Source organism: Streptomyces sp. NBC_01384, assembly GCF_045040035.1.
Lineage (GTDB): Bacteria > Actinomycetota > Actinomycetes > Streptomycetales > Streptomycetaceae > Streptomyces.
The window spans coordinates 2304378-2317056 of sequence record NZ_CP109559.1; the positions used below are offsets into that span (position 1 = coordinate 2304378).

General features: G+C 69.1%; 13 protein-coding genes. 4 read left to right on the top strand and 9 right to left on the bottom strand.

Annotated elements, in window-relative coordinates; all coding sequences use genetic code 11:
* Window position 1: 1 nt before the first annotated feature.
* The 6 genes from OG747_RS10375 to OG747_RS10400 form a co-directional block, all read right to left on the bottom strand.
* Window positions 2-1258: a cysteine desulfurase gene (locus tag OG747_RS10375; RefSeq protein ID WP_405879001.1), complete on the bottom strand. Its 1257-nt coding sequence runs from the start codon at window positions 1256-1258 to the stop codon at window positions 2-4.
* Window positions 1255-2019, bottom strand: coding sequence for a Fe-S cluster assembly ATPase SufC (sufC, locus tag OG747_RS10380; protein ID WP_405879002.1), 765 nt, complete (start codon window positions 2017-2019; stop codon window positions 1255-1257). The genes OG747_RS10375 and sufC overlap by 4 nt, the downstream gene beginning before the upstream one ends.
* Window positions 2020-2026: 7 nt before the next feature.
* On the bottom strand, window positions 2027-2365 hold the full coding sequence (locus tag OG747_RS10385) for a bifunctional 3-phenylpropionate/cinnamic acid dioxygenase ferredoxin subunit (protein ID WP_405879003.1): 339 nt from the start codon (window positions 2363-2365) through the stop codon (window positions 2027-2029).
* Window positions 2365-3546 carry a Fe-S cluster assembly protein SufD gene (gene sufD / locus OG747_RS10390; protein WP_405879004.1) on the bottom strand — a complete coding sequence of 394 codons (1182 nt, stop codon included), beginning with the start codon at window positions 3544-3546 and terminating at the stop codon, window positions 2365-2367. The genes OG747_RS10385 and sufD overlap by 1 nt, the downstream gene beginning before the upstream one ends.
* Before the next feature lie 90 nt (window positions 3547-3636).
* Window positions 3637-5061 carry a Fe-S cluster assembly protein SufB gene (gene sufB / locus OG747_RS10395; RefSeq protein ID WP_405879005.1) on the bottom strand — a complete coding sequence of 475 codons (1425 nt, stop codon included), beginning with the start codon at window positions 5059-5061 and terminating at the stop codon, window positions 3637-3639.
* Window positions 5058-5810, bottom strand: a complete 753-nt coding sequence (locus tag OG747_RS10400; RefSeq protein ID WP_405879006.1) for a helix-turn-helix transcriptional regulator — start codon at window positions 5808-5810, stop codon at window positions 5058-5060. The genes sufB and OG747_RS10400 overlap by 4 nt, the downstream gene beginning before the upstream one ends.
* A gap of 206 nt (window positions 5811-6016) precedes the next feature.
* Between OG747_RS10400 and OG747_RS10405 the strand changes: the two genes are divergently transcribed.
* The 4 genes from OG747_RS10405 (at window position 6017) to OG747_RS10420 (ending at window position 9668) form a co-directional block, all read left to right on the top strand.
* Window positions 6017-6868: an aminoglycoside N(3)-acetyltransferase gene (locus OG747_RS10405; protein WP_405879007.1), complete on the top strand. Its 852-nt coding sequence runs from the start codon at window positions 6017-6019 to the stop codon at window positions 6866-6868.
* Window positions 6869-6879: 11 nt separating this feature from the next.
* Window positions 6880-7803 (top strand): ABC transporter ATP-binding protein, encoded by a 924-nt coding sequence (locus OG747_RS10410; RefSeq protein WP_405879009.1) that lies wholly within the window; start codon window positions 6880-6882, stop codon window positions 7801-7803.
* Window positions 7804-7853: 50 nt separating this feature from the next.
* On the top strand, window positions 7854-8570 hold the full coding sequence (locus OG747_RS10415) for an ABC transporter permease (protein WP_405885499.1): 717 nt from the start codon (window positions 7854-7856) through the stop codon (window positions 8568-8570).
* Between the two features lie 90 nt (window positions 8571-8660).
* The gene (locus OG747_RS10420) at window positions 8661-9668 is read left to right on the top strand and encodes a COX15/CtaA family protein (RefSeq protein WP_405879010.1); all 1008 of its coding nucleotides are present in this window, start codon (window positions 8661-8663) and stop codon (window positions 9666-9668) included.
* 108 nt (window positions 9669-9776) lie between these two features.
* Here the strand turns inward: OG747_RS10420 and OG747_RS10425 are convergent, their stop codons facing one another.
* The 3 genes from OG747_RS10425 to OG747_RS10435 all read right to left on the bottom strand — a co-directional run bounded on the left by OG747_RS10425 (window position 9777) and on the right by OG747_RS10435 (window position 12476).
* Entirely contained in the window at window positions 9777-10883 is a 1107-nt protein-coding gene (locus OG747_RS10425; protein WP_405879011.1) for an amidohydrolase family protein, read from the bottom strand.
* Between the two features lie 180 nt (window positions 10884-11063).
* The gene (locus OG747_RS10430; RefSeq protein WP_405879012.1) at window positions 11064-11420 is read right to left on the bottom strand and encodes a hypothetical protein; all 357 of its coding nucleotides are present in this window, start codon (window positions 11418-11420) and stop codon (window positions 11064-11066) included.
* A 102-nt stretch (window positions 11421-11522) separates the two neighbouring features.
* The gene (locus tag OG747_RS10435) at window positions 11523-12476 is read right to left on the bottom strand and encodes a heme o synthase (protein ID WP_405885500.1); all 954 of its coding nucleotides are present in this window, start codon (window positions 12474-12476) and stop codon (window positions 11523-11525) included.
* Between the last annotated feature and the right edge of the window lie 203 nt (window positions 12477-12679).

Here is a 12679-nt window from a genome sequence, read left to right on the forward strand (position 1 = left end):
CTCAGCCGAAGAAGTTCCGGACGTGCTCCAGGCCGTCGACCAGTGCGTCGATCTCGGTCGGCGTGGAGTACAGATAGAACGACGCTCGCGTGGTCGCAGGAATTCCGTACCGCAGGCAGACCGGGCGGGCGCAGTGGTGGCCGACCCGGACCGCGATGCCCTGCTCGTCCAGCACCTGGCCCACGTCGTGCGGGTGGATGTCACCCAGCGTGAACGAGATCGCGGCGCCGCGGTCCTCGGCCGTGGTCGGGCCGATGATCCTGAGGTCGGGGACCTCCGTGAGCCGCTTCACCGCGTACTCGGTGAGCGCGTGCTCATGGGCGAGGATCTTGTCCATGCCGATCGCGGACAGATAGTCGATCGCCGCACCCAGGCCCACCGCCTGCGCGATCGGCGGGGTGCCCGCCTCGAACTTGTGGGGCGCCGGGGCGTACGTCGACGAGTGCATCGACACGGTCTCGATCATCTCGCCGCCGCCGAGGAACGGGGGCAGGTCCTCCAGGAGCTCCTGGCGGCCCCAGAGGACGCCGATGCCCGTCGGGCCGCACATCTTGTGGCCGGTGAAGGCCACGAAGTCGGCCTGGAGAGCCTGGACGTCCATCGGCATGTGCGGCGCGGCCTGCGAGGCGTCGATGCAGACCAGCGCGCCGACCTCCTGGGCGCGGCGGACTATGGCCTCGACCGGGTTCACGGTGCCCAGGATGTTCGACACCAGCACGAAGGAGACGATCTTCGTCTTCTCGGTGATGATCTCGTCGATGTTCGACAGATCGAGGCGGCCGTCGTCCGTCAGGCCGAACCACTTCAGCTTCGCGCCCGTGCGCTGCGACAGCAGCTGCCACGGGACGATGTTGGAGTGGTGCTCCATCTCGGTGATGACGATCTCGGTCTCGTGGTCGACCCGGTAGGGCTCGTCGGCCCAGCCGAGCATGTTGGCCACGAGGTTGAGCGACTCGGAGGCGTTCTTGGTGAAGATCACCTCGTCGCGGCTCGGTGCGTTGATGAACGCGGCGACCTTGTCGCGCGCGCCCTCGTACAGCGCCGTGGCCTCCTCGGCGAGCACATGCACACCGCGATGGACGTTGGCGTTGTAGCGCTCGTAGTACTCACTGAGGGCGTCCAGCACCTGACGCGGCTTCTGCGAGGTCGCCGCGTTGTCCAGGTACACGAGCTTCCTGCCGTCGTGGACCTGACGGTCCAGGATGGGGAAGTCCTTGCGGATCGCCTCGGTGTCGAGGAGGCCCGGCAGCTGCGTCACGCGGATACGCCACCCTTCGTGTAAGCCTCGTAGCCCTCGTCCTCCAGCTTGTCGGCGAGCTCGGCGCCGCCGGACTCGACGATCCGACCGGCGGAGAAGACGTGGACGAAGTCGGGCTTGATGTAGCGCAGGATGCGCGTGTAGTGCGTGATGAGGAGGGTGCCCACCTCGCCGGTCTCGCGGACACGGTTGACGCCCTCGGAGACGATGCGCAGGGCGTCGACGTCCAGGCCGGAGTCGGTCTCGTCGAGGATCGCGACCTTCGGCTTGAGGAGCTCCAGCTGAAGGATCTCGTGGCGCTTCTTCTCACCGCCGGAGAAGCCCTCGTTCACATTGCGCTCGGCGAAGGCCGGGTCCATGTTGAGGCGCTCCATGGCCTCCTTGACCTCCTTCACCCAGGTGCGCAGCTTGGGGGCCTCGCCGCGGATGGCCGTGGCGGACGTACGCAGGAAGTTGGAGACCGAGACGCCGGGGACCTCGACCGGGTACTGCATCGCCAGGAACAGGCCCGCGCGGGCGCGCTCGTCGACGGACATCGCCAGGACGTCCTCGCCGTCGAGGGTGACGGTGCCGCCGGTGATCGTGTACTTGGGGTGGCCCGCGAGCGAGTAGGCGAGGGTCGACTTGCCAGAGCCGTTGGGGCCCATGATGGCGTGCGTCTCGCCCTGCTTCACGGTCAGGTCGACGCCCTTGAGGATCTCCTTCGTGGCGTTGTCGGCCTCGACGGTGACGTGCAGGTCGTGGATTTCAAGCGTTGCCATGGGTTCCTCAGGACTCCTGGGTGAGAGAGACGAGCACGTCGTCCCCTTCGATCTTTACGGGGTATACGGGGACGGGGCGCGTCGCGGGAAGGCCGGACGGCTTGCCGGTGCGGAGGTCGAAGCTGGAGCCGTGCAGCCAGCACTCGATCTGGCAGTCCTCCACCTCGCCCTCGGAGAGCGAGACGTTCGCGTGCGAGCAGATGTCGTTGATCGCGAAGACCTCCCCCTCGGTCTTCACGACCGAGACGGGCGTGCCGTCGAGTTCCACCCGCTTCGGGGTGTCCTCCTCCAGCTCGCTCAGCCCACAGGCTCGAATGAAACGGGCACGGTCGAAGGTGGTGGTCATCAGACCGACGCCTCCAGCTCCTCGTCGATCTTCACGAGAAGCCGCTCTTCGATGTCGTCGACACCGATCTGCTGGACCAGCTCGGCGAAGAAGCCGCGGACCACCAGGCGGCGGGCCTCCCCGGCCGGGATGCCGCGGGCCATCAGGTAGAAGAGCTGCTCGTCGTCGAAGCGGCCGGTGGCGGAGGCGTGCCCGGCGCCGACGATCTCGCCGGTCTCGATCTCCAGGTTCGGGACCGAGTCGACCCGCGCGCCGTCCGTCAGGACCAGGTTGCGGTTCATCTCGTACGTGTCGGTGCCCTCGGCCTTGGCCTCGATGAGGACGTCACCGATCCACACCGCGTGCGCGCCGTCGCCCTGGAGCGCGCCCTTGTAGGCGACGTTCGACTTGCAGTGCGGGGTGTTGTGGTCGACCAGGAGGCGGTGCTCCTGGTGCTGGCCCGCGTCCGTGAAGTACAGACCGAAGAGCTCGGCCTCGCCACCGGTGCCCGCGTACTGGACGCGCGGGTGGATGCGGACGAGGTCGCCGCCGAAGGTGACCACGAACGACTTGAAGGTGGCGTCCCGGCCGATCAGCGCGTTGTGCTGGCCCACGTGCACGGCCTTGTCGTCCCAGTCCTGGACGGAGACGACGGTGAGCTTGGCGCCGTCGCCCAGGATGTAGTCGACGTTGGCGGCGAGCACCGCGTCACCGGTGTGGTCGATGACGACGACGGCCTCGGCGAAGGCTCCGAGCTCCACGACCTGGTGGCCGTAGGCGACCCCGCCCTCGCCGTGCACCGCGATCCGGATCGGCTCGGTGAGCACCGTCTCCTTGGGGACGGTGACGACGCCGGCCTTCTCGAACGCGGAGTACGCCTGGGCGGCGACACGGTCCACCGGGGTGCCGGCCTTGCCGAGCCGGGCGTCGTCACGGCCGACGGTCTCGACGGTGACGCCCTCGGGCACCTCCACCTCGACCTTCACGCCGTCGCCGGTGGCGACCGCGGTGCCGTCGTGCAGCCCGCGCAGGCGCTCCAGCGGGGTGAACCGCCACTCCTCTTCCCGGCCGTGCGGGACCGGGAAGTCGGCCACGTCGAAGGACGGGGGCGCGCTCATGCGCGTGGCGACGGTCGACTCGGCGGCCACCGCGATCTGGCCGGCGGTCGTAGACCCCACCGGGATGTTCTGAGCCTCAGCCATGGCTGTCGGTCTGCTCTCTTCCTACGTCAGTTGAGATCCTCGGGCCCGCCGGGAGGGGCGGGCCGCGGGCTGCTTTCCGGGAGGCGGGTCTTAACCGACCGCGCCTTCCATCTGCAGCTCGATCAGCCGGTTGAGTTCAAGCGCGTACTCCATGGGGAGCTCCTTGGCGATCGGCTCGACGAAGCCGCGCACGATCATCGCCATCGCCTCGAACTCGGTCATGCCCCGGCTCATCAGGTAGAAGAGCTGGTCGTCGGAGACCTTGGAGACGGTCGCCTCGTGGCCCATGGACACGTCGTCCTCACGGACGTCGACGTACGGGTATGTGTCGGAGCGGGAGATGGTGTCGACGAGCAGCGCGTCGCACAGCACGTTCGACTTCGATCCGTGGGCGCCCTCGCCGATCTCGACCAGACCGCGGTACGAGGTGCGGCCGCCACCGCGGGCGACGGACTTCGACACGATGTTGGACGAGGTGTTCGGCGCCATGTGGACCATCTTGGAGCCGGCGTCCTGGTGCTGGCCCTCGCCCGCGAAGGCGATGGAGAGGGTCTCGCCCTTGGCGTGCTCGCCCATCAGGTAGACGGCCGGGTACTTCATGGTGACCTTGGAGCCGATGTTGCCGTCGATCCACTCCATGGTCGCGCCCTCGTACGCCACGGCGCGCTTGGTGACCAGGTTGTAGACGTTGTTCGACCAGTTCTGGATGGTCGTGTAACGGCAGCGGGCGCCCTTCTTCACGATGATCTCGACCACCGCGGAGTGCAGGGAGTCGCTCTTGTAGATCGGTGCCGTACAACCCTCGACGTAGTGGACGTAGGCGTCCTCGTCGACGATGATCAGCGTCCGCTCGAACTGGCCCATGTTCTCCGTGTTGATACGGAAGTAGGCCTGGAGCGGGATCTCGACGTGCACGCCCTTCGGCACGTAGATGAAGGAGCCACCGGACCACACGGCGGTGTTCAGCGACGCGAACTTGTTGTCACCGACCGGGATGACCGTGCCGAAGTACTCCTTGAAGAGCTCCGGGTGCTCCTTCAGGGCGGTGTCGGTGTCGAGGAAGATGACGCCCTGTTCCTCCAGGTCCTCGCGGATCTGGTGGTAGACGACCTCGGACTCGTACTGGGCCGCGACACCGGCGACGAGGCGCTGCTTCTCCGCCTCGGGGATGCCGAGCTTGTCGTACGTGTTCTTGATGTCCTCGGGCAGGTCCTCCCAGGACTCCGCCTGCTTCTCCGTGGAGCGCACGAAGTACTTGATGTTGTCGAAGTCGATCCCGGACAGGTCCGAGCCCCAGTTCGGCATGGGCTTCTTCTCGAAGAGGCGCAGGCCCTTGAGACGGAGCTTGGTCATCCACTCCGGCTCGCTCTTCTTCGCGGAGATGTCCCGGACGACGTCCTCGTTGATGCCGCGCTTGGCAGAGGCACCGGCCTCGTCGGAGTCGGCCCAGCCGTATTCGTACGTACCCAGACCCTCGAGCTCGGGGTGGGCAGTCTCCTCAATGGGGAGCGTCATGCGGGGTTCCTCCCGGCGGTGCTTGCAGATGCGTTGTGACTGTGAAGATCGATGTGGGAAATCTTGGGGATGAACGTGGTGCATACGCCGTCGCCGTGGGCGATGGTGGCCAGCCGCTGGACATGGGTGCCGAGCAGCTGGGAGAAGGTCTCGGTCTCCGCCTCGCACAGCTGCGGGAACTGCTCGGCGACATGGGCGACCGGGCAGTGGTGCTGGCAGAGCTGCTCGCCGACCGGTGCGCTACGCGCCGTAGCAGCGTACCCGTCCGTGCTCAAGGCCTTGGCCAACGCTTCGGTGCGCTCTTCGGGCGCGGCGGCCTCGACGGCCTTGCGGTAGGCGTCGGCCTGGGCGGCCATCCGGGCGCGGGCGAAGGCGGCGACGGCCTCGTCCCCGCCCTCGCGTGCCGCGATCCAGCGCAGCGCGTCCGCGGCGAGCTTGTCGTAGGACTGGTCGAAGGCGTCCCGGCCGCAGTCGGTCAGGGCGAACACCTTGGCGGGACGGCCACGGGTGCGGGCACCATAGATGCGCTGCTCACGTGCTTCCACGACGACGTCCGCGACGAGTGCGTCGAGATGACGGCGTACGGCGGCCTGGGTCAGTCCCAGCCGGCCCGCGAGATCGGCCACGGTCGACGGACCGTGGTCCAGGATGGACCGCGCGACCCGGTTGCGCGTCGAACGCTCACCGGTCGCGAGTTCCTCCTGAGGGGCCCCCGCAGGGGTCTCCCGAGCCTCGCCAACGTTTTTCACAACGCCATTGTTGCGTAATTCCTCAGAGCCTGACAAGCCGCGTCCCGAGGAGCGGACGGTGCCGTGCATCACTTAGGTATACCTAAGATGACCTGCGAAAACGATCTTTGATCGATCGGTTCGCGGTCCCCCGCCCGATCGGTTCGCCAGCCCCGTCCGATCTATTCGCTGGCTTCGGGCCGGGCTCTCGGGGAGACTCGCGAACCATGTCGACACCGCCTCCCACCGGCCCACTCGTCACCCGGGACACCCTCGTCGCGGAGCTTCACTCGCTCGGCGTCCGGCCCGGCGAAACGCTTCTCGTGCACTCCTCCCTCAGTTCCCTCGGCTGGGTCAACGGCGGCCCGGTCGCCGTCGTCCAGGGACTGCTCGACGCACTGGGTCCCGACGGCACGCTGGTGGTCCCGACACAGTCCGGCGACCTCTCCGATCCGGCGCTGTGGAGCGACCCGCCCGTGCCCGAGGAGTGGTGGTCGGCCATCCGGGCGACGATGCCCGCGTACGACCCCCTCGTGACGCCCTCCCGTGGGGTCGGCGTGATCCCGGAGACCGTCCGTACCTGGCCCGGCGCCCTGCGCAGCGCCCACCCGCAGACCTCCTTCGCTGCCCTCGGACCGCGCGCGGCGGAGGTCGTCGAGGCGCACGCGCCCGACTGCCGGCTCGGCGAGCAGAGCCCGCTGGCCCGTCTGGAGTCCCTCGGCGCCCGCGTCCTCCTGCTCGGCGCGGGCTACGACACATGCACCAGCTTCCACCTGGCCGAGTACCGCATACCGTCTCCGCTCGTCGAGGTGGGCCGTCCGGTGCGTACGGCGCAGGGGACGTCCCGATGGGAGGTCGTCACCGAGACATCGGTCGACTCCGACCGCTTCGACGAACTGGGCTCCGACTTCGAACGGGACCGGCCTGTCGTACGGGGCCGGGTGGGCGCCGCCGACGTACGCCTGTTCCCGGTGGCCGACGCGGTGGCGTACGCGGAGCGCTGGCTCGCGCTGCATCGCCTCCGTGAGCCGTACCTGGATGCGGCCCCCGGCGCTCGGGAGCCCCGGACACGTCCTTAGACTTGCGCCTCATGCGAAGCGAGCCCGTGGTCCAGGTCCAGGCCCTGGTGAAGCGGTACGGCACAAAGACCGCGGTGGACGGCCTCGACCTGGCGGCCGAGGCGGGCATCACCGCCGTACTGGGACCCAATGGCGCGGGCAAGACCACCACGGTCGAGACCTGCGAGGGGTACCGCAAGCCGGACTCCGGCACGGTGCGCGTCCTGGGCCTCGACCCGGTGCGACAGTCCGGGGAGCTGCACTCCCGCATCGGCGTGATGCTCCAGTCCGGCGGGGTCTACTCGGGCGCCCGCGCCGACGAGATGCTCCGCCATGTGGCCAGGCTCCACGCCCATCCGCTGGACGTGGACGCGCTCATCGAGCGGCTCGGTCTCGACAGCTGCGGCCGGACGACGTACCGGCGCCTGTCGGGCGGCCAGCAGCAGCGCCTCGCGCTGGCGATGGCCGTGGTCGGCCGACCCGAGCTGGTCTTCCTCGACGAACCGACCGCGGGCCTCGACCCGCAGGCCCGCCGCGCGACCTGGGACCTGGTCCGCGATCTGCGCGCCGACGGCGTCTCGGTCATCCTCACCACGCACTACATGGACGAGGCCGAGCAGCTCGCCGACGACGTCGCGATCATCGACGCGGGCAAGGTCATCGCGCAGGGCTCCCCCGAGGAGCTGTGCCGCGGCGGCGCCGAGAACACCCTGCGCTTCACCGGCCGCCCGGGCCTCGACGTCAACTCCCTGCTGAAGGCCCTCCCGGCCGACTGCACGGCGGCCGAGCTGACGCCGGGCTCGTACCGGGTGGGCGGCAAGATCGACCCGCAGCTGCTGGCGACGGTCACGTCCTGGTGCGCGCAGCACGGGGTGATGCCGGAGAAGATCTCGGTCGAACGCCACACCCTCGAAGATGTCTTCCTGGAACTGACCGGCAAGGAGCTGCGTTCGTGACCACCGCCGGTACCTACACCCCGAAGCCGGGGGCGGCCCCGCTGCCCCGGATGATCCGCGCGCAGGCCGCGCTCGAGACGAAGATGCTGCTCCGCAACGGCGAGCAGCTCCTCCTGACGGTGATCATCCCGACGCTCCTGCTGGTGATGTTCAGCTCGGTCGACATCATCGACACCGGCAAGGGCAAGTCGGTCGACTTCCTGGCCCCCGGCATCCTCGCGCTCGCCGTGATGTCGACGGCGTTCACCGGGCAGGCCATCGCCACGGGCTTCGAGCGGCGCTACGGGGTCCTGAAGCGGCTCGCCGCCTCGCCGCTGCCCCGCTGGGGCCTGATGACCGCGAAGACGGCGTCCGTGCTGGTCACGGAGGTTCTCCAGGTCATTCTGCTGACGGTGATCGCCTTCGCGCTGGGCTGGTCACCGCATGGCAACCCGTTCGCCGTCCTGCTCCTGCTGATCCTCGGGACGGCGGCCTTCTCGGGCCTTGGCCTGCTGATGGCCGGCACTCTGAAGGCGGAGGCGACGCTGGCCGCCGCGAACCTGGTCTTCCTGCTGCTCCTCGTGGGCGGCGGCGTGATCGTCCCGATGGACAAGTTCCCCTCCGGCGCCCAGGACGTGCTGGGCCTGCTGCCCATCTCGGCGCTTTCGGACGGCCTGCGGGACGTGCTCCAGCACGGGGCGGGCATGCCGTGGGGCGACCTGGGGATCCTGGCCGTGTGGGCGGTCGTGGGCCTGGGAGCCGCGGGCAGGTTCTTCCGCTGGGAGTAGCCCCGGGAGCAGCCCTGATGGGGTGCACTGAGATGGCGATTTGGGTAGGTGCGGGGGCCTCGTGAAGGCGTGCACAAGCGGCCGCCTACGATGGGGCGCGTGCCAAACGTGACCCGAGCCGACGCCGTAGCCTTCGCGCGCAACCCGCTCGCCCTCATCGCCGAACGCTGGACCCCGACCTCCCGGACGGTGCAACGCGCGGCCCTCGCCGCGCTCGTCATGTCGGTGGTCATCGTGGTCACCGGCGGCGCCGTACGACTGACCGGCTCGGGCCTCGGCTGCCCGACCTGGCCCACGTGCACCGACGACTCACTCACCACGACCAGCGCGATGGGCTTCCACGGAGTCATCGAGTTCACCAACCGCATGCTGACCTACGTACTCTGCGCGGCGGTCGGCTGGGCGATCATCGCCGCGCGCTCCGAGAAGCCGTGGCGGCGCGACCTCACCCGGCTCGGCTGGGCGCAGTTCTGGATCGTCATGAGCAACGCGATCCTCGGCGGCATCGTCGTCCTCGTCGGCCTCAACCCCTACACGGTCGCGGCGCACTTCCTGCTCTCCACGGCGCTCATCACCGTCGCGACGGTGATGTGGCAGCGCACCCGGGAGGGCTCCGCCGAGCCGCGTCCGCTGGTCGGCAAGGCGGTGCAGCAGCTCGTGTGGTGTCTGGTCGTCGCGGCCGTGGTGCTGATCGCGGTGGGCACGGTGGTCACCGGCGCGGGTCCGCACGCGGGCGACTCCCGCGACGTCGAACGCATGGCCGTGAACTGGGAGACCGTCGCCAAGCTGCACGCCGTACTGGCCTGGATCGTGGTCACGCTGACGTTCGCCCTGTGGTTCGTCCTCAAGGCCGTAGACGCCCCCAAGGGCCCGCTGGACCGTACCCGCGACCTGTTCCTGATCCTCCTCGGCCAGGGCGTCATCGGCTATGTCCAGTACTTCACGGGCCTCCCCGAGGCTCTGGTCGGCCTCCATATGTTCGGCTCCTGCCTGGTGTGGATCGGCGTCCTGCGGGTCCTGCTGTCGCTGCGCGAACGGCCGGAGATCGCGGCGGATCTGCCGGGGCCGGCCGCGGAATCGGCGCTCACGCGCGCGTGAGTCACTTCCGGGTCGCACGAGTCCGGGTCACACGAGCCCGGGTCACACGAGTCCGGGTCGCTACGAGTACGTCCGTCTGAAGTCACCCGGCACCCTGCGGACAAGGGCTCACTCCACCCCGTACACCCGCCGTGCGTTCCCCGCCGCGATCAGTCCCGCCACCCGTTGCGCGTCCGCCAGCGACCAGGCGCCCTCGGCGACCCAGGCGCCGAGCACCCGGGCGAGCGCCTCGCGGAACAGGCGTGCGCCGACCACGTGGAGTTCGGGCAGGCCGTGCGCCCCGCTGGAGAAGAGGAGCTTGCCGAAGGGGGCCAGTTCCAGGATCTCGGAGAGGACGGCGACCGCCCGGGCTCCCGTGCGCACCAGCGCGGCGCCCAGATCGGCGTAGACGTGCGGGAAGATCCCGGCGAGGTGCGCCGCGTGGCGGTGGTACGGGTAGCCGTGCAGAAGTACGAGGTCGGTGCCGAGCCCTGCCGTGGCGCGGGCGAAGTCGGTGAGCAGGACGGGGTCCGTGCGGTCGAGGCGCAGGCCGGGTTCGCCCAGGCCGGCGTGGAGCTGGAGGGGCAGGCCCGAGGCGACCGCGATCCACAGCAGATGGCGCAGCAGGACGGGGTCGCTGAGCGTCCCGCCCACCCGGCGGCCCGCCAGCCAGCGGCCCGCCGCGCCCCGTACCTCGCCGGGTCCGGGCGGTTCGGGCGCGAGCGCCAGGCCGTGTCGTCCGCCCGCGACGGAGGTGAAGGCGACGGCGTTCGCTGCGGCTCCGTGGACGGACTCGGCGAGATTGGCGAGAAAGGACTCGACGGTGCCGGAGGTGTCCGCGACCTGTTCGGCCAGTAGCTCCAGACGGACAATCTCGTGGGCGTGGGCGTCGCCGGCCGAGGCCATCTCGCTCGGTCCCGTCAGATCACCCGGTAACCCCGTATCGACGAGATACGTGGTGATACCACTGCCGCGCAGCAGTCTGCGGCCCGACTCCAGGACCCCGAGTTCGCGTCTGCGGGCCAGATAGCGGGCGGGCGGACAGTGCGGCTCCAGGCCGAGCAGGGGCGGGCACCAGCGGCGTACCGCGAAGCCCGTCTGGGTGTCGAAGAAGGTGGTGCCGGGGGCCGGAGGGCCCTCGGTTCTGGCGAGGTGGGCCTCGAAGGTGCCGAGGCCCAGCTCCGTCCTCAGTACGCCGTGGCAGTACTGGTCCACCAGGGACGGCGTTTCGATCATCCGGACTCCCCGCGACTGGACCGTGCCTTCTGCACGTCCTAACGGGTGAAGCGGGCGTCAGGTGTTGCTCAGGGTTGTTTTGCGACTGCGGGCGGGCTGTGACCGGGCGCGCCCACGCGGCGGAGCCGCACACAATGACGCAGCCCCGCGCCCCCGACGGGGCGCGGTGCCTTCGAGGGGTCAGCCGTTGCTCGGGGCGCCCAGCTGGATTCCCGCCATGCGCTTCCACTCGTACGGGCCCGTCCTGACCTTGGCCGCGAACTCGCCGTCGAACGCTTCGTGAACAGTGATGCCGGACTTCTTCACGGCTTCTTCGGCGATCGCGTAGGTGGGCGCCACCAGGTCGCCCCAGCCGCCGTCCGCGCCGACGAGGACGATCCGGGCGCCGCGCTGCCCGATGTACTCGACGTGTCCCTCGGCCCCGCCGTGCTCCTTGGCGAAGGCGTCGATCTGCTTGGCGAGCTTCGCCGCCTTGCGCTCGGCCTTGACGTCCTGGGGGGCGCCGGTGGTCTCGTCAACCTGCTGCGTGTCTGCCATGGTCAGGATGCTACCGACGGGTAGATCAAACGGCGACGGGCGGGGTGCGTGGCTTTGACCACGCACCCCGCCCGTCCGCGTCCGGGAGTCGTACCAGCCGTACTAGCGCAGGAAGGGGTCCACCGCGACGGCCACGAACAGGAGCGACACATAGGTGATCGACCAGTGGAACAGCCGCATCTCCTTGAGCTTCCCGCCGCTCACCTCGGCCTTGGCGCGGTTCTGCAGACCGTGCGCCTCCCACAGCCAGAACCCGCCCGCGCCGAGCGCGACCAGGGTGTAGAACCAGCCCGTGTAGCCGAGCGGGGTGAGCAGCAGCGAGACCGCGACCATCACCCAGCTGTAGATGACGATCTGGCGGGCGACCACCTTGTTGGAGGCGACGACCGGCAGCATCGGCACGCCCACGCGCGCGTAGTCGTCCTTCACCTTCATGGACAGCGGCCAGTAGTGCGGCGGCGTCCAGAAGAACATCACGAGGAAGAGGATGACCGGCGCCCACGACATGGAGTTCGTGACGGACGACCAGCCGATGAGCACCGGGAGGCAACCCGCGATGCCGCCCCAGACGATGTTCTGGGAGGTGCGCCGCTTGAGGATCATCGTGTAGACGACGACATAGAAGAGGAGCGCTCCGAGTGACAGCCAGGCGGACAGCCAGTTGACGGTCAGCCCGAACAGCAGCGTCGAGACGACCGCCAGCGTGATCCCGAAGGCCAGGCACTCGCGCGGGCTGACCATGCCGGTGACCAGCGGTCGCTGCGAAGTGCGCTCCATCAGGGCGTCGATGTCGCGGTCGATGTACATGTTCAGGGCATTGGCGCCGCCCGCCGAGAGATAACCGCCGAGGCAGGTGAGCAGGACCAGCTTCAGGTCGGGCACACCCTGCTCGGCAAGGAACATCACCGGAACGGTGGTGATCAGCAGCAGTTCGATGATTCGTGGCTTGGTCAGCGCCACGAACGCCTTGACACGGGCCCCGAACGGCCGGTGGCTCGGGCGGCTGCTCGTCCCGAGCACCCCCGCTGGACGGGATTCGACGGCCGTCACGCACACCCCTGACAGAGACATCCCAGCAAGCCCCCGGGTGTGAACTCCCCGTAAAGGCTCGCGCGTACCACGCCACTGTAGACGTTGCCTATACCTCGGCCTTCGCGGGGGTGGGGTCGTGTTGAGGGCGGTCGCACGAGGGGCGCGGCAAGGCGCGCACAACGGGCGTGGTGAAGCTCGATTGAGCACTCTTTCGAGCGGCTCCGTAT

What these genes read in the sequence shown, in the direction of transcription:
- sufB (WP_405879005.1), bottom strand. Translation starts at nt 5,061, where the DNA reads ATGACGCTCCCCATTGAGGAGACTGCCCACCCCGAGCTCGAGGGTCTG.
- OG747_RS10385 (WP_405879003.1), bottom strand. Translation starts at nt 2,365, where the DNA reads ATGACCACCACCTTCGACCGTGCCCGTTTCATTCGAGCCTGTGGGCTG.
- OG747_RS10425 (WP_405879011.1), bottom strand. Translation starts at nt 10,883, where the DNA reads ATGATCGAAACGCCGTCCCTGGTGGACCAGTACTGCCACGGCGTACTG.
- OG747_RS10410 (WP_405879009.1), top strand. Translation starts at nt 6,880, where the DNA reads ATGCGAAGCGAGCCCGTGGTCCAGGTCCAGGCCCTGGTGAAGCGGTAC.
- OG747_RS10405 (WP_405879007.1), top strand. Translation starts at nt 6,017, where the DNA reads ATGTCGACACCGCCTCCCACCGGCCCACTCGTCACCCGGGACACCCTC.
- OG747_RS10430 (WP_405879012.1), bottom strand. Translation starts at nt 11,420, where the DNA reads ATGGCAGACACGCAGCAGGTTGACGAGACCACCGGCGCCCCCCAGGAC.
- OG747_RS10415 (WP_405885499.1), top strand. Translation starts at nt 7,854, where the DNA reads ATGATCCGCGCGCAGGCCGCGCTCGAGACGAAGATGCTGCTCCGCAAC.
- sufC (WP_405879002.1), bottom strand. Translation starts at nt 2,019, where the DNA reads ATGGCAACGCTTGAAATCCACGACCTGCACGTCACCGTCGAGGCCGAC.
- OG747_RS10420 (WP_405879010.1), top strand. Translation starts at nt 8,661, where the DNA reads ATGGGGCGCGTGCCAAACGTGACCCGAGCCGACGCCGTAGCCTTCGCG.
- sufD (WP_405879004.1), bottom strand. Translation starts at nt 3,546, where the DNA reads ATGGCTGAGGCTCAGAACATCCCGGTGGGGTCTACGACCGCCGGCCAG.